Source organism: Butyricimonas muris (assembly GCF_046365375.1).
Taxonomy (GTDB): Bacteria; Bacteroidota; Bacteroidia; order Bacteroidales; family Marinifilaceae; genus Butyricimonas; species Butyricimonas muris.
The window spans coordinates 635823-656211 of the sequence record NZ_JBKEIT010000001.1; the positions used below are offsets into that span (position 1 = coordinate 635823).

Genomic DNA, 20389 nt, shown 5'->3' on the forward strand with positions numbered 1-20389 from the left:
ATGACAATTTGCAAACTAAATAACAGTATACTATGGGATTTTTAGGTAAAATATTCGGTGGTGGCGGTAATGGCGGGGAGAAGAAAGAGAGTTCGGCGGATAGGATGTTGAAGATTATTCGCGAGAGGACGACAATGGACTACGCGGAGCTTGTTCCCGCGGACGAGCAGACCATGCCGTGGAACAGTAAGATAGGGGGTATCCCTTATATGCCGGAGGGGTTCGTGTACCCGTGTGACGAAACGGATTACACGGTACAGGCGGAGGGAAGCGTCGCCCCACAGCCGCGAACGGCTCCCTCGGATGTTCTTCTGGGAGGTACCGGACAACCGCGGGTGGAGAACCCGGAGATTATCGCGGGGGACACGGCGCTAGCGGAGGTTGCCGAACCCGCCGAACGGGAGAAGAAGCCGTTGCGTTTCCTCGGGCAGTTGAACTTTGCCGAGATGCCCGCGTTGGAGGGGTTCCCGCGGGAGGGAATATTGCAGTTCTATATCAGCGGGGAGGATTCCCTCGGGTTGAACTTCGAGAACCGGACAGACCAGAAGGGCTTTCGGGTGATTTATCACGAGCGGGTGACGGAGGATACTTCCCGTTTGCTCGCCGAGGTGCCGACGACCGGTATGGAGGATGCTTTCCCGTTGTCGGGAGAGAGAAAGTTGAACTTCCGGAAAGCGTCTATGGCTATGACTTCATGGGATTTCCGTTTCGAGAAATTGTTACTGGAGGTTTACAATCAAACTCACCCGGACGCTACCGTGCCTACTTTAGACCGGGTGGACGAGTCCGTTTTCGACGAGGTGTACGCCCAACTGGAGGCGGGGGGACACCGTGTCGGCGGCTATCCTTCTTTCACGCAGCTCGACCCTAGAGAGTATGACGAGCGTATCCAAGAGCATACCGTCCTGCTTTTCCAACTGGATTCAGACAGTGACAACGGCATCGCGTGGGGCGACAATGGCGTGTGCAACTTCTTTATCCGCCCGGATGATCTGGCGAAGCGGGATTTCAGCGGGGTGTTGTATAATTGGGATTGCTATTGAGTTTATAAAGTCTATAAGGTCCATAAGGTCCGTAAGGTCTATAAGGTCCATAAGGTCAGTAGACCCCTGCGGGGCGTTATATCAACGGCAGCTCAAACTGCCGTTTTAACTCTGTCCGAAGGACACTCGTTACCTTATGGATTTTACTGACCTTATAGACTTTACGGACTTTATGGACCTTATAGACCTTATGGACCTTATGGACTTTACGCCCCTTTCCCTTCCATCCATTCCATGTTTGTCGGGTATTGGAATACTTTCAGTTTGAACAGCGGGAGGATGGCGAACAGGTGGTCGAACACGTCGGCTTGCGCTCTCTCGTAGACGAGCCATTGCGTGCTTGCCGTGAAGCAGTAGATTTCCAAGGGGATACCTGTCGCCGTGGGTTGCAATTGGCGAACCATGTGTGTCATGTTCAGGTTGATATCGGGGTTGGCGGTAAGCCACGCTTCCATGTATTCGCGGAAGGTGCCTAGGTTTGTCAGGCGGCGTTTATCCAGCGGGTTGACCACTCGGGCGTTGTATTCGTTGATTTCTCGTTGTTTATTCTCGATATAGTTTTTCAGCAGGGACGATTGTTTCAGGTTTTCCAAATCTTCGTCTGAGAGGTAATGCACGGAGTAGATGTCGATGTTTACCGAACGTTTGATGCGTCGTCCCCCGGCTTCCTGCATTCCCCGCCAGTTGGTGAACGATTCGGACACCAGTTTGTAAGTCGGTATGGTGGAGATGGTTTTGTCCCAGTTCTGCACTTTCACGGTGGTGAGGTTAATCTCTATCACGTCACCGTCGGCGTTGCTGCCGGGCATCACTATCCAGTCGCCGATATTCACCATGCGGTTGGAAATCAATTGTATTCCCGCCACGAACCCGAGGATGGCATCCTTGAATACCAACATCAGCACGGCGGACAAGGCACCTAGTCCGGCGAGCAGTGTCGCGGGATTCTTGTCGAGCAGGATACTGATGATAATAATCGTGGTGGCACAGTAGAAGAATATCTTGATGACTTGGATAAATACCTTAATCGGTCTGTTTTTCGCCACGGGGTAACTCTCGTATATGCGGTTGATACCGTCCAGTACGCTCGATATAATGAGCAGGAAAGAGATGGTAATCCAGATATTGATACAAATCATCAATATATTGATTCCCGTCCAGTCGTACGCCCTGAAAACGACTAGGGTAACAATCGGGGAGATTAGCAGTCCCAAGCGGTTGAAGAATCGTTGGTCGAACATCAGGTCGTCCCAGTTGGTCGATGTCCGTTTGGTCAGTTTCATCACGATACGCGCCAGCCATTGCCGGGTAAGTATATGGACAATCCACGTGATGATACCCATGATAATAACCAGCGCGAGAAAGTAAAGCAGGTCTGAGAATCCTTCCGAATAGACGTGTAGATGCTGTAATCCGGCATCGATGTACTCTTTAATAGTCATGTTAATATGTTTTAGTTGGTTTTGCACGGGGGCAAAGATAAGGAATAAGTTTATAAGGTTTATAAAGTTCATAAAGTTTATAAAGTTCTTGGACCCCTGCGGGGCGCTTTGTTCACGGCAGCTTGAGCTGCCGATAATATCGTCCGAAGGACACCCGTTACTTTATGAACCTTATAAACCTTATGAACTTTACAAACTTTATAAACTAATACGTCACCACCGACGTCTGTTTCTTCCCGTCCATCCACACGGTGAGGGGGGCTTTGAAGCGGACGTGGCGGGAGTATTTGAATTCCTCGACCACTTCCTGTTGTGCCAGCACGTCGAAGTTGATGAAGGCGTTCGCGTCTTGGAAGGGGATGGCGAAGTAGCCCACGTTCATCGAGGTGACGTTGTGGAAGAAGTGGGAGCCGAGCGACGCGTCGAGCGGGAAGTCGGGGAGTCCCTGTTCGACGATGACTTTGGCGTTGGCGATATCCGACCATTGCACGGGGATGCCCGTCAGCGGGTCGCGCGTGCCCCAGCGACCGGGACCGATAAGCAGGTATTTCTCGCCTTCGCGGGCGATGTCGGCGTTATGGCGTTTGATTTCCTCGGCGATCTCTTCCGTCCGCAGGCGGTCGAATTTCTCCGGGTCGACGTACACCACGTCCCGTATATATTGCAACTTCCCGTTGCCCATGCCCTTGTCGGCACGCAGCAGGACGTGTTCGGCGTCGATGGCGTCGTTTTCTATGTCGATGTTATACTCGTTTTTAATCAGCGGTTTGATTTGCAAGAGGTAGAACACGGGTTTCCCGCCCTCGAAGTTGACGCAAAATTCGATTTCCACGGGCGAACCCATCGCCTGCGAGAAGATGTCGAGCAGGATTTGCAGGGCGGGTGCCAGCGGGAAATAGTCGTATTGCAGTATCTTCGAGAAGTCGATGACACGGGGACCTCTCGTGGAGAAGTCGTACGTGATTTGGTCATTCATGAAGTCGTAGACGGACGCCGTGTATTCCAGAGTCCCGTCCCGTTCCGCCTCCGGTATGTCATACGCTTTTATGGCGGCGTTTTCCCCGTCGCGGTACAGGTCGTATTCCCGCCGTTCGAGGTCGATAGCGTAGAAATAGCGTTGCGATGCCTTTATTTTATCTCGCGTGGAGGCGAGTTGCAGTTTCGGGTACGCGGGGCTGAAGCGGTGGGTTTTCTCGCCGCCCACCACGTAGGCACCCAACCCGACGGCGGTAACGGCGAACCCGTCTTCCGGCTTGATGTAGGAGAAGGGATAGAAGTTGTACGACTGTGCCACGCCGCTGATTTCCGGGTAATAGCGCCCGTTATGCTCGTTGCCGACTACTTCCTGCAGGATTACCGCCATTTTCTCTTCCTCTATCATGTAGTCGATGGCGTTGAAGTACGCCCGCGACTCGGGCGAGAAGATGGAGGCGTACACCAGCTTGATAGCGTCTTCCGCGTCCCGCGCCCGTCGCTCGAAGTCCGGGTGATTGTTGGGCAGGAGGTAGGTGGAGTACACGCCGGCAAAGGGTTGGTTGAGCGAGTCCTCGAACAACCCGGAGGAGCGTACCGCCAGCGGTTTGGTCATCACGCGGAGGTATTCCCGCAGTTTTGCCCGCAGTTTCTCCGGCAATCGTGCCGTCCGGAAGGCGTCGATGATGTGGTCGTATTGCTTGTCGGCGTAGAGGACGTCGTAAAGGTCGTTCTCCTCGATAAAGTTGTCAAATTCATCGACGCCGATCACCGCCGTTTTGGGTATCATCACTTGCAGGTCGGGAATGAGTTTTTTAAGGTACACGTTCTCGATGAAGTTGGAGAGGAACGCCAGCCCGCGTCCCTTGCCGCCGAGCGAGCCTTTGCCGAGGCGGGTGATGTAGCGGTTGGAGTCTACCAGCAACGGGTTGAAGTTGATGATGCGTCCCCGCAATTTTTTCAGTTCCGACGCCTCGAAGACGTTGGCGATGAAGCGGCGCGTTTCCTCTGCGTTTTTGAAATAGCTGAAACTGTAACGGCGCAGTTTTTTGGCGAGGTTGATTTCCGCCCGCGCCATGAGCCACGTGGAGATGCCGTTGCGCTTGGCGTGGTATTCCAGCGACTCGTCCGGCACGGTCATCAGTTTGCGCCGGAATTCCTCGACGCTCGCTGCCCGATCTATGGGTAGACCGTTGGCGTCGCGGAAAATAAAATCGCCGAACCCAAGCTCCCCTTTGATGAAGTTGCGTATATCCCTCGAAAGGGTCGGGGAGTTTTTGACTATGAAATTGGCTTTTGTTTCTTGGGCCCGGCGTAGGTTTTCGCGTTCGTGGCTTTGCAGCAGGCAGGGAACGTGGGTATCGAACGCGCGCACGTGGCGGATCAGTTCGATTCCCGCGTTCTCGTCCTCCACGCCGCCGCGGGGGTAACGGACGTCGGAGATAACGCCGATGATGTTGTCCCGGTACCGGTCTATGATGTCGACGGCTTCCTCGAACGTGCTGACGAGTATCACTTTCGGGCGTACCCGCATCTTGAGTATCACGCCCATCTCGTCGTTCGAGGGTTCCTCGTTGATGATCGCCTGCGTTTGCGTCATGACCTCGGTGTAGAGCAGCGGCAGGTAGCGCGAGTAGTATTTGACGGAGTCCTCGACCACGAGAATCACCCGCGTGTCGGCGAGGCGGGTGTCGACGTCGAGGTTGATTTTGTCTTCAAGGTATTTCGCCATGGCGAGAAATACTTTCGTCGACCCGTTCCACACGAACACGCGTTCGATGGATTCCCGGGTTTCCGCTTCCACGCGCCGGAAGTGGGCGAGGTCGGCGTTGTTGTTCACGAGCATCAACTGGTGGATGTCGGGATACAGGCGTTTGATGGAGCGGCTCGTGGCGACGGGTGTCGTCTTGTCGATTCCCGCCATGATGATGATGAGCTCGAAATGCTTGTTCGCCAACGCGCGCAGTGCCGCTTCCTCGTTCGCCACGGAGGTGAAACGGGGGGCGGTGTAGAGGTTCAGTTGCAGGTATTCGCCGAATATCTTGTCGGAGAATTGTCCCTCGCGCTCGATGGTGTACGAGTCGTAGTAGTTGGCGATGAGCAGAATTTCCTTTACCTTGAAAGGCATGAGCTCTTGAAAGATGTCACGGTCGCTCTTTTTCCGCTTGTATATTTTGTTCAAGTTTATTTTTTCCATAAGACAAAGATAAGAAGTAATTTTAATTTTAGATTTTAAATTTTAGATTTTAGATTTTAGATTGAACTCCTCCGTCGGCTACGCCGCCACCTCCTCTATAAACAGAGGAGGTGTTGAGTTACTCACCGTCTTCGGGAAGTTTTTCAATCATACAATCTAAAATTTAAAATCTAAAATCTAAAATTAAAATATTCATTCGGCGAAAAGCCGTCATTGTCGGCGGTGCCGAAGAAGGGGTAGAGGTGCAGCGTGTCGTTCTCCTCGAGGGAGATAGCGAACGTTGCCCACCCGTCGGCACGGGTAGAGGCGGAAACCTCGGCGAATTGCAGGGCGTCCGGCACTGACTCGCGGAAGAACAGCACGTGCAGGACGTCATCGGGGCATGCCGCGGGTTTATCCCGGGTGTCGTTCCACCACAACCACACGACTTCCTTTCCCCTCGTCGCGGTCATACCGGCGGGCAGGGACAACCGCCCCTCGCTAGCCTTGAAGTGCCGGAAGTCTTTCACCACCCCGTTCGCTCCCACGCATTCCGCGGTCGCCTGATGGCGGTAGTTATCGTACGTCATTCCCTTGTTGCCGCGGTCGCGCCACGCGCATTCCCACACGGGCAACACGTCGTACACGTCCCGCACCACGTGTTGGGCGTGCCGTTGTTTGCCTTGGAAATTGCCGGTGTTCTCCACCCGTCCCGGGGTCCACTTGTAGTTTTTTCCCGAACACTCGGGACGCTTCGCCTTGCACGTGCATATTTTCCCGCACCACCAGTAGAACGTGATGCCGTCTATGGTTATTTTTGATATTTTTCCGGCAAGAAATGCCGCGAATCGTGCTTCCATGATTGTTAATATTAGTTCGCCCGTGGCGAGTTTCGGATTGTAAAATGTAAAGATAAAATAATTTACGAGAAATAAAAAATTATATTACATTATTTTCAATATTAGTAATCGAGTGGTTGTAAAATTGTCAGATAACATCACTATTTATGAAGTTATTGTATCATTAAGCGTGAATTAACGATACTTTACCACCTTCCCGTAATAGAGTGATTGGATTATTCCACGGGAACGTCAGGGGAATCCTTGTGTTGTTAACGAGTGTTTAAATCGTCATAAACTGGTAGTGTACCGGTATATACCGTTAACTACCGGTACACCACCGGAACACTACCGGTACACAATACCGGAACACCCCTCGTGTTCCCTTGTTAATGCGTTGTGTTATAATTGTTTAGAGTTTGTAGTTTATTAACTTTTATTAACTACGATGAGAACGTCTACCCGTGTTTTTCCCATTTTTTGCCCTTTTTACTTCTTATTGTGAAGCTATATTTAACATTATACATGGTAATAATTACAATTCAATGTGAAATTATTATAAAAATATTTCATTTTTCTCTTGGAATATATTTTATAATGTTGTATTATTACAAAATCAACGGCAGGGTTATCCCGCCGCGAGGATGGCACTAACTTCCCCCGGACGAATGTCCCCGGGATGAATCGAGAAGGAATAAAACAATAAAAATTTTCTACAATGGCAGATTTAAGATCCGTGCTTGCCCTCTCGTTGAGTGGCAAGATTCAAGACAAAATTTTCCGCAAGATGCCGAACGGGAAGACAATCGTCAGTCAGTCACCCTCCACGCAGACTTTTTCCGACCCGGAAGTGAAGGAAGCCCGCGACACGCGTATCGCCGGTTTCGGCGGGGCGGGGCATATTATCCCCGTGGTGAAGGACGCCCTCGTGCTAGGCTTCCGCGACCGCGAGAACTGGGAGCAGGTGGGCAACTATTTCATGAAAGCGAACGCGAAGACGCTTTGCGACGCGGTGCGCGACGAACAGGGAGCCCTTGTACGGGTGTACGATTTCAAGGAGATGGTGGTTTCCGCCGGTAGCACCAGACCTATCGCCGTGACCGCCTCCGTGACGCCCGACACGGGGAAGATCGTGTTCGAGCAGGCGGGTGAAGAGTCCCCCTCCGGGGCGTCGAGGGGCCCGAAAGACATGGCGCACGCGCTGGTGCTGGACGGCACGAACGAGGAAGCGGAGCTGGTGGGGTTGCGCGAGCGGTCGGAAAGCGGCTCGACCTCGTTCGCCATACCGGCGGGGTGGGACAAGTCGAACCTGTTTATTTACGCTTTCACCACGAGTGCCTACGACAAGAAGTCGTCGAAGTCCGTGTGCCTTTACCCCGCGGGCAACGCGCTGAACGACGCGCTGGTGACCGCCGAGGCGATGGAAGAGGACATCGCCGCGACGACCGACGGGAAGGGGAACCCTGTTCCCGCCCGCGTGGAGGTGACCGTCGAGTTGACCAAGTGGGCGCAGCGGCGGCACACTCCATGCACGCATCCCCGCGACCGCGTGTACGCTATCCTGCTGGACGATTCCACCGGTCGCTACCGGTGCGTGCCGCTGGGTACCCGCGAGCGCAAGAAGGTGGTGAAGCTGACCATCGACAAGGACTGGGACCCGATGCACGTGTACCTCTACGCGTTCGTCGTGGAGCACGACTACAAGCGGGCGTCCGCGCCCGTGTGCCTCAACGCCGCGGGTAATTTCGCCGTTCCCCGCGTCGCCGTCACCGCCGCCGCCGGGTCGCTCGCCTTCGCCGTTGACGACACGCCGGAACCGGCTCCCGCCATCCGCGTGGTCGATGGCGAGGAGGTGACCGACCTGTCGATCCTCGCCGCGGCGGGCATTGACACCGGCGTCCCCGTCGAGCACCTGTACACCGCCGTCTTCGACGCCTCCTCGCGCTGCCTCGACCTCGTGCCGATGCACGCCGCCGACGCTAAGACACCCGCCACGCTCGCCGTCGCGGAAGGATCGAACCCCCGCTTCCGTTTCTCCTTCGCCATCGCCGTGACGGCTGACGGGAGGAGCGCGGCGAAGGAAGCGAACTAATTGATTTTAGATTTTAAATTTTAGATTGAAAAGTTTCCCGAAGACGGTGAGTAACTCAGCTCCTCCTCTGTTTATAGAGGAGGTGGCGGCGTAGCCGACGGAGGAGTTTATTAATTAAGTGATCGAGTGATTTTAGATTGAATGATTCCAGCTGCACTAGCAACGCTTCGTTAATCACGGAATCGGCAATCATTGAATCACGGAATCAAAAAACTCCCTCCCGGCTTCGCCGTACTCCCTCTATAAACAGAGGGAGAGCTGGAATACCGCCTTGCTTCGGGAAACTTTTCAATCTAAAATTTGAAATCTAAAATCAAAAATCTCTCCCTTCGCGTCGGCTTAACTGCTTCCGGTAAATTTTTTTCATGAAAAAGTAATACCAAAGAATAGTTCGGGTATTCTTATGGTGTTATGGATAAAGATAGAATATATATAGTATTGGATTTATTTCTTAAATCTTGGAACGGGACTCTGAATCGGGCGGAAGAGGAGGAGCTGGGGGCGTTGTTGGCGGAGCCGAGATGGGCGCGGTTGAAAAGAAATCTGGAGAGTGACCGTTTTATAATGGCGAGGTTCAAGGAATACGGGAAATATAATTCCGCGGCGGATTTCTCGATTTTCCTGAAACAGGTCAGGAGAAGGGAGAAGTCGCGACACGCGAACACGTGGTGGCGGCGGGTGATCGCTAGCGCGGCTTGCGCCGCTATTTGCGTTGCTGCGGGATGGTGGTGGTCGCGGGAGGCGGGTGAAGAGGCGGTACCCGGGTTCATGGCGGAGAGCGTGGTGGAGCGGCAAGTCGCCGACCGGAACAGCGTGCGTCTGGTGCTGTCCGATAATCAAGTAATCACTTTGTCGAAGAAGACGGAGATTATCCCTATCTCGCGTCTGGATTCGATCGGGGTTTCGCGGTCGGCGGGTGTGCCGACGCTGGACTACACGCGGTTGAAAAAAGAGCTTTTGACGGACACTGTGGTCTACCACACGTTGATCGTGCCGCGGGGGGAGATGCAGTCCGTGATTCTTTCCGACGGTTCGCGCGTGGTGGTGAATGCCATGTCCATGCTGAAGTACCCGGTCGTGTTCCCGGATTCGACGCGGGAGGTGTACGTGGAGGGCGAGGCGAAGTTCGAGGTGGCTAGGGATGGCGGGAGGTCTTTCGTGGTTTCGGGCAAGGATTTTCAGGTGGACGTGCTGGGGACGGTGTTCAACGTGATGAGTTACGACGAGGAACCGGTGTCGCTGGTGACGCTGCTTGAAGGGAAGGTCAGGGCGTCGTCGGGCGACAGGACGGTGATATTGAAGCCGGGAGAGCAAGTGTCCATCACGCCCGATCACGATACGCGGGTGAGCGAGGTGGACGCGGAGGCTGTCGTGGCGTGGGTGGATAAAAAGATTAATTTCGACGCGGAGAGGTTGGACGCGGTGATGAGGAAATTGTGTCGATGGTACGACGTGCGGGTGCTTTACGAGACGCCCGCCATGAGGGAACGGCGTTTCACGGGGATGATGATGTACGATGTCCCGTTGGAGATGTTTCTCGAGTGGCTGAGCACGACGACGGATATGCGATTCACGTTGAGTGACGGGGTGATCGTTGTTGCCGCGAGCGGTAAGTTACATACGCCGTGAGCGGCGGGTTACAAGTTACAGGTTGCATTTGCCGCGGGGCGGCAAGTTACAGGTTATGGCATTCGATGAATGGCCAAGGGGGCATGCTATGCTTATTCTACAAATCTGACATACAAACGATGGTGGAGCCCGCGCGAGCGAGGTGATGGGACACGAGAGCGAGCGCGGGTTTTCATCTTTTATGAAATCTAAAACTAATCTACATGAAAAAGAAGAAGTCTAATCTATTGATGATGAAGAAGAAGACGGGCATCGTGTTGATGTTGGTTCTCTTTCTTCAATCTTTTAACACCGGGGTTTGTCGCGCCCAATCGGCGGACGAACCGAGGTTGACCGTGGAGTTTAAAGAGACTCCTTTCACGGGGGTGCTGGATTACATCAAGCGTCACACGAAGTACGAACCCCTGTACAATAACGAGGAGATGAAGCGGATTCCCGCGGTGACGCACAGTTTCAAGTCGGTGCCGTTGTCGGACGTGCTGCGGGCTTGTCTGGAGGGGACGGAGTACACGTTCAGTTTCTACCAGAACATGATCGTGATACAGAAGCGGCAGCGGACGGTGACTCCCGTGACGATACGCGGTAAGGTGCTGGACGAGCGGGGCGACGCGTTGCCGGGTGCCTCGGTGGTGGTGGAAGGAACCACGCTCGGGGTGAGTGCCGGGGAAGAGGGTACGTTCACGTTGAATCTGCCGCGGATGGATACGATCTATCTCGTGGTGACTTTCATGGGTATGCAACCGAACAAGGTGGCGGTGACGACGTTTGACAAGGAGATCGTGGTGCGTATGCAGCCGGACACGCGCGAGATGGAGGAGGTGATCGTGACGGGTTTCGGGACGGTGAAGAAATCGAGCTTCACGGGAAACGCCGTGGTGGTGACGCGGGAGGAGTTGTTGCAAGTGTCGAAGACGAACGTTATTAAGGCACTGGAGGTGTACGACCCGTCCTTCCGCGTCAAGACGAACAATCAATGGGGGTCTGACCCGAATGCGCTGCCCGAGATACAGATACGGGGGCAGTCCAGTATAGGTATCAAGGATCTGGACAAGAACACGTTGTCCAAGTCGGCGCTGGAGAATAACCCTAACCTGCCGATTTTTATACTCGACGGTTTCGAGGTTGCCATCAACAAGATTTATGATATGGACCCCAACCGGATCGAGACGATGTATATCTTGAAAGACGCGGCAGCCACGGCTCTGTACGGTTCGCGGGCGGCGAACGGCGTGGTGGTGGTGACGACGGTAGCCCCGAAGGTGGGAGAGGTGTTGATCGATTACACGATCGTGGGGAGCGTGACGATGCCCGATTTGTCGGATTATAACCTGATGCACGCTGCCGGGAAGTTGGCGGCGGAGATCCCGGCTGGGATTTTTCTTCCCGTCGGGAATAACGATACGCGCCACGATATGGATCAGGAGTATAACCGGAAGTTGTTGAACGTGCTGAGAGGGGTGGACACGTACTGGATCGGGAAGCCGGTACGCTCGATATTCAATCACAAGCACAGCCTCTCGTTCGAGGGGGGAACGGAAGTGATGCGTTACGCGTTGGACTTGCAATACAACAATGACAACGGGGTGATGAAGGGATCGTACCGCGACCGTATCGGCGGCGGTTTCCTGTTCATGTACACGGGCGGTAAGATTGAAGTGCGTAATTACGTGTCTTACGGGGAAACGAGGGCGAAGGAGTCGCCTTACGGGGATTTCAGCCAGTACACGAAGCTATTGCCTTATGACACTTACAAGGACGAGGACGGGAAGTACTTGAAGGAGTTGCCGTACTGGACGGGACGCGAGAGTCTGGTAAATCCCTTGTACGAGGCTAATCTCGGGAGTTATGACCGGACGCACATGACGGATTTAACGGATAATTTTAACTTGAACTGGTATATTACCCCGCACATGTACGCGAAGGGGGAGGTTGGCGTGACTCACACGACGGAAGAACGGGAGGTGTACGTGCATCCCGATTCCGAGACGCAGAAGGGGACGGAGATGAACGAGGATAACCTGTATGCCGGGACGTTGGGGAAATCTACGCGGAAAGCGACGTCGTGGGAGGCGAAACTGACGTACTCGTACAGCCAGTCGATGGGGGATCACGACGTGAATTTCACGGGTGGTGTCAATATGGTGACTTCGCGGGATAATAGCGCGAACGCGCGGTACCGGGGGTTCCCGACGGGCGGCGACTTCGTGTCCGTGAATTTCGCCAAGGAGATCGTGGAGAAACCTACCGAAAGGGAGAGCCGGAAGCGTTTGTTCGGGATACTGGGAGTGGGAAACTACTCGTACAAGAACACGTATTTGCTGGACGTGCTGTTCAGGTATGACGGGTCGTCGCAATTCGGGTCTAACAAGCGTTGGGCTCCCATGTGGGGGTTCGGGGTGGGTGTGAACCTGCACAAGTACAGTATTTTCGCCGATTTGGGTTGGGTGCAGTTGCTGAAGGTGAGAGGGTCTTACGGGAGAACGGGAAAGACCGGTTTCCAGTCTTACGAGGCGATACCCACGCACGAGATTAATATCGAGGAGTGGTACGTGACCGGGGCGGGTGCCTCGCTGGTGAACACGCGCGGGAACCGGAATTTGAAGTGGGAAACCACGGATAAGTTGGATGTCAGTCTGGAATTTGATATTTTCAACAGTTTGCTTTACGTGGAGGGGAATTATTATTACGAGGTGACGAAGGGGGCTATCACGGACGTGACGTTGCAGGCGTCGACCGGGTTCAAGACTTACAAGACGAACATGGGCGAGGTGTTGAACGAGGGGTTCTCTATCCAGTTGAGAAGCACGTTGTATCAGGATAAGGATTGGTACGTGGCGGTTTACGGTAATATGGCGGGCAACAGGAACACGTTGAAAAAGGTGTCGGACGCGTTGAAGGAGTACAACGAGCGGGTGAACGATTATTATAATGACGCGAATAATGATTTGGACCGCGTGTTGACGAAGTACGAGGAGGGGGTGTCCATGACCGCCAAGTACGGGATGAAATCCCTCGGGATAGATCCCGCTAACGGGAAGGAATTGTTTATTTATCGCGACGGGACGGTGAGTTACGACTGGGCTGCCGCGGAGATGGTGAAAATCGGTGACGAGACGCCGAAAGCACAAGGTTCGTTCGGGGTGAATTTGCGCTACCGTAATTTCACGCTGTTCACGAGTTTCATGTACGAGTTCGGGGGTGATATGTATAATTCGACTCTCGTGAACGAGGTTGAAAATGCCGATATGGCACGCAACGTGGACAAACGCGCGGTGACGCAACGCTGGTACCAACCGGGGGATATTACCACGCTGAAGGATATCAAGGATCGTAACGTGACGACTCAGCCGACCTCGCGTTTTATGCAACGGAATAACACGTTGACGTGGAATTCGGTGAACGTAGGGTACGAGTTCACGCGGGCGAGGAAGAAGATGGGACTGAGGTTGGCGCGCCTTGAAGTGGGGGCGAATGATCTGGTGCGTTTCTCGACGATCAAGACGGAACGCGGTACGTCTTACCCGTTTGCCCGTACCGTTAATTTCTCGTTGAAGCTGCAATTCTAATGTTATTAAAACAGGAAAAAATGAAAAGGATAATATATATATTGGGTTTACTCGCGGTGACGCTCTCGGCATGCGAGGATTGGTTTGACGTGCAACCGAAGGAGGAGTTGAGCAGCGATATCCTGTACTCGACGGGAAACGGGTACCGGATGCAATTGAACGGTATTTACATGACGTTGTCGAAGGCGGATTTGTACGGGCAGGAGTTGTCGTGGGGATTTCTGGACGCGGTAGGGCAGTATTACAGCAAGTCGAAGATGCCGCAGAAGTATCAGGACGCGAATGATTTGCTTTACGGTACTTCCGGGGTGAAGTCGACGATAGAAACGATATGGAATGATATGTATCACGCCATCGCGGATGCCAATAATCTGATAGAGCATGTCGTGAAGGAGGATTCCTCGCGCTTCGAGTTGGGCGACCGGGAGAGAAAGCTGATTCATGGTGAAGCGTTGGGATTACGCGCTTTCATGCATCTCGACCTGTTGCGATTGTTCGCCCCGGCTCCCGCGGCAAACGAGAGCGGCAAGTGGATTCCTTACGTGACGAGTTCCGAGTCGGTGACGAATACCCCGCTGACGGTGAAGGAAACGATGGAACGTATCCTTGCCGATCTGGACGAGGCGCGCCGGTTGGTGGCGGTATCGGACTCCATGGAGTTGAATGGCGACAGGGATAACTGGAATTTCCAAGCCCGCGGTTCCGGGTTGCCCAAGTTCTTTCAAGCCCGGCGGGTACGCATGAATATGCATGCGGTGATGGCGATACAAGCCCGCGCTTACATGTATAACGGGCAGAAGAAGGAAGCGCACGATCTGGCGAAGGAGATTCTGGGTGAAGAACCGGACGAGTGGGGCGGTCCGGCTTGGAATAGTCTTTACCGGTTTACCGACGAGTGGGATTTGATGGGCGATATTTATAACCGGGACGTGAAGATGTACAGTGACGTGGTGATGGGATTCGCCAACTCGAAGTGTGCCGATTTGTACGAGCCTTACCTGACGTTGGATCGTAATCTGGCGATACGCAACGTGAACAGTTTGTTTCAGGATAAAGAGATGACGAACGATTTCCGTTACGTTTACCTGATCACGGATATCGAGGGCGGCGCGGAGGTGTCGATCAAGAATATACGGGGAAAGTTGAATTCGGGGGGAAGTCAGATAGCTGCTTTTCTTCTGCCGATCATCCGCCACACGGAGTTGAGTTACATGATGGGTGAATACTTGTGCGAAACGCCGGGCGGTTTGGACAAGGCGATCGAGATACTGCGTATGGTGCAACAGGCACGCGGGGAGTATCGCGAGATCCCAATCACGAATAGTGTCGAATATATGAACGCGCTATTGAACGAGGCTCGCAGGGAGTTTATCGGCGAGGGACAGTGTTTCTACATGTACAAGCGTCTGGGCTTGCCGCTGAATGACGGCGTGGGGAATATTGATTACGGGACGAAGGTTTATTTGCCTATCCCGGATAGTGAAACCGTAATACTTTAAGTTATGAAATATTGTATTGTTATAATTGTTCTGTTTGTGATGTTCGGGGCTTGTTCCACGGACTCGTTGGACACGTACACGGCTGACCGTTACATATACTTCTCGGGTAAGAACGCGGAGGACAGCGTGAATACCTCGTTTTTCTTCTATCCCGGGGCGACGGAATTGGACGTGCCGATCGAGATGTCTTTCGCCGGACGGCCTATCACGACGGACACTGAGTACGAGTTGGTGATCGACGAGGGTATGACGACTGCCTCCGGGGCGGATTATTCGGTGGAAACGAAAAGGGTGTGGAAAGCGAACCGGAACCGGGACACGGTGAGAGTGACGTTGCATAAAACGGCGGCACTTGACAATCAAGTGGTGCGGTTGGCGTTGAGGGTAAAGGAGAATGATAATTTCCGGGTGGGACCGTTGTCGAACGCTCTTTACCGCGTGGTGTTTACTTCGCTGGCGGTGCGTCCCGTGTGGTGGACGGAGCGTATCGTGAACGAGTACTTGGGTGCTTATAGCGAGGCGAAGTATCAACAGTTGATTATCGCCACGGGGGTGAGCGATCTGTCGAATAAGACGGCCAGTGAATTGAGATATTATTCGTTGAAGCTCAAGTATCATTTGCAGCGAGAGAAAGATAACGGGAACACGATTATGGACGGGGAAGCGGAGATGTCGGTACCGGTAAAAGGTTAATTTAAAAGGAATGTTATGAGAACGAAAAATTGGATATACGCCGTGATTTGCTTTATCTTCATGTACGGGTGTTATGACGATAAAGGGAATTACGATTACGGGGATATAAACGTGATCACCGTGGAGAAATACTTGACGAACGCGGATCCCCGGTTTTATAAAGGTGATATGGCGGAGATTACTCCGGTACTGAAATTCAGCTTGGACGAGGAGATAACGACGTTGAAGTTCCGCTGGGAGTTAAGGACTTCGGAAAAGGAATACAAGACGTTGGGACACGAGAAGGTGTTGAACTGGGAGGTGGATACTGCCGGGTGGTTGCAGTTCGTGCTGACAATCACGGACACGACGAACGGGTTGCAATGCGTGGATCTTACCCGGCAGTACGTGATGGATAATCTGGCTTACCCGAGTGGCGTGTGGTTGGTTTTGGACGAGAAGGATAACGGGGCGGAGCTGGCGATGTTGGATTTGGACAGGAGATTGGATGAAGCGACACAAGAGTATGTCACTTATCTTGACGTGTACGCGGATCTTTACACGTTGGAGAACGACGGGCAGAGGTTGGGCGGGAAGCCTTATTTCCTTCAGGAAGTATTCGCGGATTGGGATTCGCCGAGCCACGTGTTGATATTGCAGGAGGGGGGAATAGGTCCGGTGTACGTGGACGGTAGTTCTTACAAGAAAACGATTTTCTTGGGCGAGGAGTTCACGGGGGGTGCGCTACCCGCGGGACAGGTATTTGTCGGGGCGGCGTATCACCATAAAGGGGATATTCTGATGTCGAAGACAGGGGATATTTTCGTGAGGCGGAAGACGGACGAGGAGGTATTTTACTCGGGTATGTATCCCGATTTCCCAGCGTATTACGAGAAGGGACTGGAGGTGACGCTGATGTGCAAGACGCGGAGCGGTATCTCGACACTGGTGTACGATAACAAGAATCACCGTTTCTTGGCCGTGAATGACGGAAACGTGTATTATGACGACGAGATCGGGGAGTGGGTGACAGACCCGAACACGGCGGCTATCCTGCCGGTGTTCCCGGAGAGGATGGAGGGGGTGACGCCCTTGAATAACATGGGGAACGTGGAGATGTATTTCTGTGACGGGTACACGGACGGGGATCGGAAGTTCTGGTGCGTGTTCAAGAATAGAGAGGACGGGGTGTATTACATGCAGTTCTTCTATTATGACGAGTGGAACGGGTATAAGGTGATTCCACAATATGAATTGCCGTTCCCGCATCAGGATTTGCTGGACGGGACGAACAAGTTCGAGTTGACGACGGATTCGCGGGAGTTCCTGTTCTTTACTTCCAACGGGACGTCCGTGGCGGGAGCGCCTCACGATAAATTGTACGCTTACCAGCACGCGAGAGGACGGGGGGACGCGAAATTGTTGTACGATTTCCAAGGAAGAGGAATCGTGTCTATGCTTGCCTCGCAGAGAAACAATGCCGGCGGTTATCTGGTTGTCGGGTTGGATTCCGGTGAAGTGTATTTCTTCGCGGCGGGTACCACGAGCATTTTTGCCGGTGGAACGATCGAGTACGCGTATAAGACGGAACCGGTTTTCGGACGGATTGCCGATATAAAATATCGATTCGGCGGTCAAGGATCGATTGTGGATTAACAGTGATTGCTGTTGCGTGGGCAACGCTTCATTAATCACTAAATCACCGAATCGATAAACTCCTCCGTCAGCTTCGCTGCCAAATGAGCCCGGAAGCCGCACTCACTTGGCAGCGAAGCCGGGAGGGAGTTTTGAGAATCACGGAATCACTGTATTTTTTGATATTTATTATTTAAAAGAGTATGAGAAACAAAACGATTTATTTACTGGTTATCGTTCTGTTGCTGCCTTGTGTCGGGATGGCGAGGAAGAAGAGGGAGGACAAGAAAGCGAAGGAGGATACCCCTTACGAGCGGCTTTTCAAGGATAAGGCCGTCGAAACGATGAAAGGGCTTATCACGATTCACCGGGTGGACGAGAAGGTATATTTCGAGATTCCTTTCGGGGTGTTCGGTCGGGAGATGCTGTTGGGATCGACGATCACGGAGATCACGAGCAACCTGTTCGGGAGTGTGGGAGAGAAGCCTTTTGAACCCCTGCACGTGGTTTTCATGCAGGACGATTCGGCAAAGGTGAGTTTGCGGCAGGTGAACGCGATTCACTCGACAAGCACGGGGCGGTACCGGCAGCGAATCAAGGAGAGCACGGTGCCCGGAATTATCGAGAGCTTCGAGGTTAGTGCTTACTCGCCGGACAGCACGGCGGTGGTGATCGACGTCACCCGTTTCCTGATGAGCGACAAGGAGGAGCTGGGACCGTTTACGCCGTGGATGCCGATACTGTCGATGAGCCGGGATATGAAGATGGAGAAACAGTTTAAAAACCAGCAATCCCGTATCGGGACGGCGAAGGCGTTTGATGATAATTTCAGCGTGCAGTCTTCCCTGACTTACGAGATGTCCGTGCGGGACAACCGGTTTTATTATTTATACAAGTTGCCGTTCACGGTAGTGATGACGCGGAGTTTCGTGCTTCTGCCCGAAGAGCCTATGCGCCCCCGGTTTGCCGATCCCCGTATCGGGATATTTATCGGCGGCAGATACGCTTATGACGAGGGAGAGAAGACGAGAATTAATTACCATATCAACCGCTGGCGCTTGGAACCCAAGGATGAGGCGGCGTACCGGCGGGGGGAACTGGTGGAACCCGTGAAGCCGATCGTTTTTCACGTGGATAACGCGTTCCCCGAGAGCTGGAAAAAGCACGTGCGCAAGGGCGTGGAAGAATGGCAGGCGGCTTTCGAGCGCATTGGTTTCAAGAACGCGATTATTGCCGTTGACTTCCCGACCGATGATCCGGAGTTTGATCCCGATAACCTGAAATATTCCTGCGTGCGCTATTCTCCCTCGCCCGTGGCGAACGCCATGGGACCCTCGTGGACGGATCCCCGGAGCGGGGAGATTATACAGGCGAATATTTCGGTCTACCATAATCTGATACAACTGGTGCGTGACTGGCGATTCCTGCAAACGTCGCCTGCCGATCCCGCCGCGCGGAAGGTGGAGATGGACGAGGAGATGCTGGGAGATTGTATCCGTTACGTGATTTCCCACGAGGTGGGGCACACGCTGGGATTCATGCATAATATGGCGGCTTCGGCGGCTGTGCCGACGGATTCGCTTCGTTCTCCTTCATATACCCGTACATATGGCACGACGATGTCTATCATGGACTACGCCCGTAATAATTACGTGGCTCAACCCGGTGACGCGGAGCGTGGCGTGAGGGTGACCCCGCCCGCGCTGGGGGTGTATGACTATTTCCTGATCCGGTGGGCGTACACGCCCCTGTTGGACGCGAAGAGTTCGCGGGAGGAAGTACCCGTGCTGGACAAGTGGATTTCCGAACGTTCTGGCGACCCCGTGTACCGCTATGGTAAGCAACAGTTCTACGGTTACCTAGATCCCTCGTCGTTCGAGGAGGATCTGGGGGACGATGCCGTGAAGTCTGCCACTTACGGGGTGAAGAATCTGAAATACGTGTTGGCGAACCTGCACGAGTGGACGGGAGAGGACGACAAGGATTTCTCGTTCCGCCGGAATATGTATAACGAGCTACTGTACCAGTATATCCGCTACATGAACCACGTGTTGGTGAACGTGGGCGGGATACACGTGAACGAGCGTTACGACGGCGACGGTCTGCCTTACTTCTCTATCGTGCCGAAGGAGAAACAGCGGCGGGCGCTGCGTTTTATGCTGGAACAGACGCGGGACGCGGAGTGGGTGGACGACAAGGATTTCCAAGCCCGTATGCCGATCATGGGAACGTACGCGCAGGTGTTGCAGGATATTGCCCTGAAAGCGATTTTCAACCGGGCGGCTCTCGTGGCGTTCGGTGCGAAATACACGGGGGAGGAGAGTCCTTATACCGCCGAGGAGTATTTCGAGGACATACACGGGTTCGTGTTCGCTCCCACGCGGGAGGGCAAAGAATTGTCCGGCGCGGAGAAGAAGTTGCAAATGGCTCTGCTGTCGGAACTGATTTCCGGTTCGGGAGTCGAGAGCGGTAAGATCGGGGGCGGCGGGAACGTGGGAATCAGTGATGCCTACCGGATAGCGGTGCCCCGCGAGATTGCGGAGAAGAGTCGCGCCGCGTACGGTTTGGTGGGAGAGTTCGACACGGAGATGACCCGTGCCCGTTGGCTGCGGCAGGCGGAAACATGTCCTTCCGCCAAGGTGCGGGGATTCGGTTGGCGGGTGGAATTGCCAATCATGAATTATCCCATGGAGCCGCTTTATCTCTCGACGTTGAAGAAGACTCACGCGCTGTTGAAGAGTAAGGCTGATACAGGCTCGGATGCCAACCGGCGTCACTACGCGCTGTTGCTTTACAAGGTGGAACAGGCACTAGGACAATAACA

Annotated in this window: 11 protein-coding genes; 8 read left to right on the plus strand and 3 right to left on the minus strand. The window is 53.6% G+C overall.

What is annotated here, in order from left to right; genetic code table 11:
- Nucleotides 1-32 precede the first annotated feature (32 nt).
- Entirely contained in the window at nucleotides 33-1043 is a 1011-nt protein-coding gene (locus ACK8P8_RS02680) for a YwqG family protein (RefSeq protein ID WP_369860090.1), read from the plus strand.
- Nucleotides 1044-1249: 206 nt separating this feature from the next.
- On the opposite strand, the gene ACK8P8_RS02685 is transcribed toward ACK8P8_RS02680, so the two are convergent.
- From ACK8P8_RS02685 to ACK8P8_RS02695, 3 genes are all read right to left on the minus strand, one after another.
- On the minus strand, nucleotides 1250-2485 hold the full coding sequence (locus tag ACK8P8_RS02685; RefSeq protein ID WP_303179882.1) for a mechanosensitive ion channel family protein: 1236 nt from the start codon (nucleotides 2483-2485) through the stop codon (nucleotides 1250-1252).
- Between the two features lie 205 nt (nucleotides 2486-2690).
- The gene (locus ACK8P8_RS02690; RefSeq protein ID WP_369860091.1) at nucleotides 2691-5654 is read right to left on the minus strand and encodes a PEP/pyruvate-binding domain-containing protein; all 2964 of its coding nucleotides are present in this window, start codon (nucleotides 5652-5654) and stop codon (nucleotides 2691-2693) included.
- Between the two features lie 170 nt (nucleotides 5655-5824).
- Nucleotides 5825-6493: a hypothetical protein gene (locus ACK8P8_RS02695; protein WP_369860092.1), complete on the minus strand. Its 669-nt coding sequence runs from the start codon at nucleotides 6491-6493 to the stop codon at nucleotides 5825-5827.
- Between the two features lie 697 nt (nucleotides 6494-7190).
- Here ACK8P8_RS02695 and ACK8P8_RS02700 point away from each other — a divergent pair.
- The 7 genes from ACK8P8_RS02700 to ACK8P8_RS02730 all read left to right on the plus strand — a co-directional run bounded on the left by ACK8P8_RS02700 (nucleotide 7191) and on the right by ACK8P8_RS02730 (nucleotide 20387).
- The gene (locus ACK8P8_RS02700) at nucleotides 7191-8564 is read left to right on the plus strand and encodes a hypothetical protein (RefSeq protein WP_369860093.1); all 1374 of its coding nucleotides are present in this window, start codon (nucleotides 7191-7193) and stop codon (nucleotides 8562-8564) included.
- 411 nt (nucleotides 8565-8975) lie between these two features.
- Nucleotides 8976-10193: a FecR family protein gene (locus tag ACK8P8_RS02705; protein WP_369860094.1), complete on the plus strand. Its 1218-nt coding sequence runs from the start codon at nucleotides 8976-8978 to the stop codon at nucleotides 10191-10193.
- 203 nt (nucleotides 10194-10396) lie between these two features.
- Entirely contained in the window at nucleotides 10397-13759 is a 3363-nt protein-coding gene (locus ACK8P8_RS02710) for a SusC/RagA family TonB-linked outer membrane protein (RefSeq protein WP_369860095.1), read from the plus strand.
- A 20-nt stretch (nucleotides 13760-13779) separates the two neighbouring features.
- Nucleotides 13780-15258: a RagB/SusD family nutrient uptake outer membrane protein gene (locus ACK8P8_RS02715; protein ID WP_369860096.1), complete on the plus strand. Its 1479-nt coding sequence runs from the start codon at nucleotides 13780-13782 to the stop codon at nucleotides 15256-15258.
- A gap of 3 nt (nucleotides 15259-15261) precedes the next feature.
- A complete protein-coding gene (locus ACK8P8_RS02720; RefSeq protein ID WP_369860097.1) occupies nucleotides 15262-15951 on the plus strand; it encodes a DUF4843 domain-containing protein in 690 nt (229 codons plus the stop codon).
- A gap of 15 nt (nucleotides 15952-15966) precedes the next feature.
- Nucleotides 15967-17586 carry a PKD-like family lipoprotein gene (locus ACK8P8_RS02725; protein WP_369860098.1) on the plus strand — a complete coding sequence of 540 codons (1620 nt, stop codon included), beginning with the start codon at nucleotides 15967-15969 and terminating at the stop codon, nucleotides 17584-17586.
- Nucleotides 17587-17768: 182 nt separating this feature from the next.
- Nucleotides 17769-20387, plus strand: a complete 2619-nt coding sequence (locus tag ACK8P8_RS02730; RefSeq protein ID WP_369860099.1) for a zinc-dependent metalloprotease — start codon at nucleotides 17769-17771, stop codon at nucleotides 20385-20387.
- Nucleotides 20388-20389: the final 2 nt, after the last annotated feature.

Bases quoted from the DNA above. Each gene is read 5' to 3' on its own strand.
- ACK8P8_RS02680 (WP_369860090.1), top strand. From the start codon at position 33: ATGGGATTTTTAGGTAAAATATTCGGTGGTGGCGGTAATGGCGGGGAG.
- ACK8P8_RS02685 (WP_303179882.1), bottom strand. From the start codon at position 2,485: ATGACTATTAAAGAGTACATCGATGCCGGATTACAGCATCTACACGTC.
- ACK8P8_RS02690 (WP_369860091.1), bottom strand. From the start codon at position 5,654: ATGGAAAAAATAAACTTGAACAAAATATACAAGCGGAAAAAGAGCGAC.
- ACK8P8_RS02695 (WP_369860092.1), bottom strand. From the start codon at position 6,493: ATGGAAGCACGATTCGCGGCATTTCTTGCCGGAAAAATATCAAAAATA.
- ACK8P8_RS02700 (WP_369860093.1), top strand. From the start codon at position 7,191: ATGGCAGATTTAAGATCCGTGCTTGCCCTCTCGTTGAGTGGCAAGATT.
- ACK8P8_RS02705 (WP_369860094.1), top strand. From the start codon at position 8,976: ATGGATAAAGATAGAATATATATAGTATTGGATTTATTTCTTAAATCT.
- ACK8P8_RS02710 (WP_369860095.1), top strand. From the start codon at position 10,397: ATGAAAAAGAAGAAGTCTAATCTATTGATGATGAAGAAGAAGACGGGC.
- ACK8P8_RS02715 (WP_369860096.1), top strand. From the start codon at position 13,780: ATGAAAAGGATAATATATATATTGGGTTTACTCGCGGTGACGCTCTCG.
- ACK8P8_RS02720 (WP_369860097.1), top strand. From the start codon at position 15,262: ATGAAATATTGTATTGTTATAATTGTTCTGTTTGTGATGTTCGGGGCT.
- ACK8P8_RS02725 (WP_369860098.1), top strand. From the start codon at position 15,967: ATGAGAACGAAAAATTGGATATACGCCGTGATTTGCTTTATCTTCATG.
- ACK8P8_RS02730 (WP_369860099.1), top strand. From the start codon at position 17,769: ATGAGAAACAAAACGATTTATTTACTGGTTATCGTTCTGTTGCTGCCT.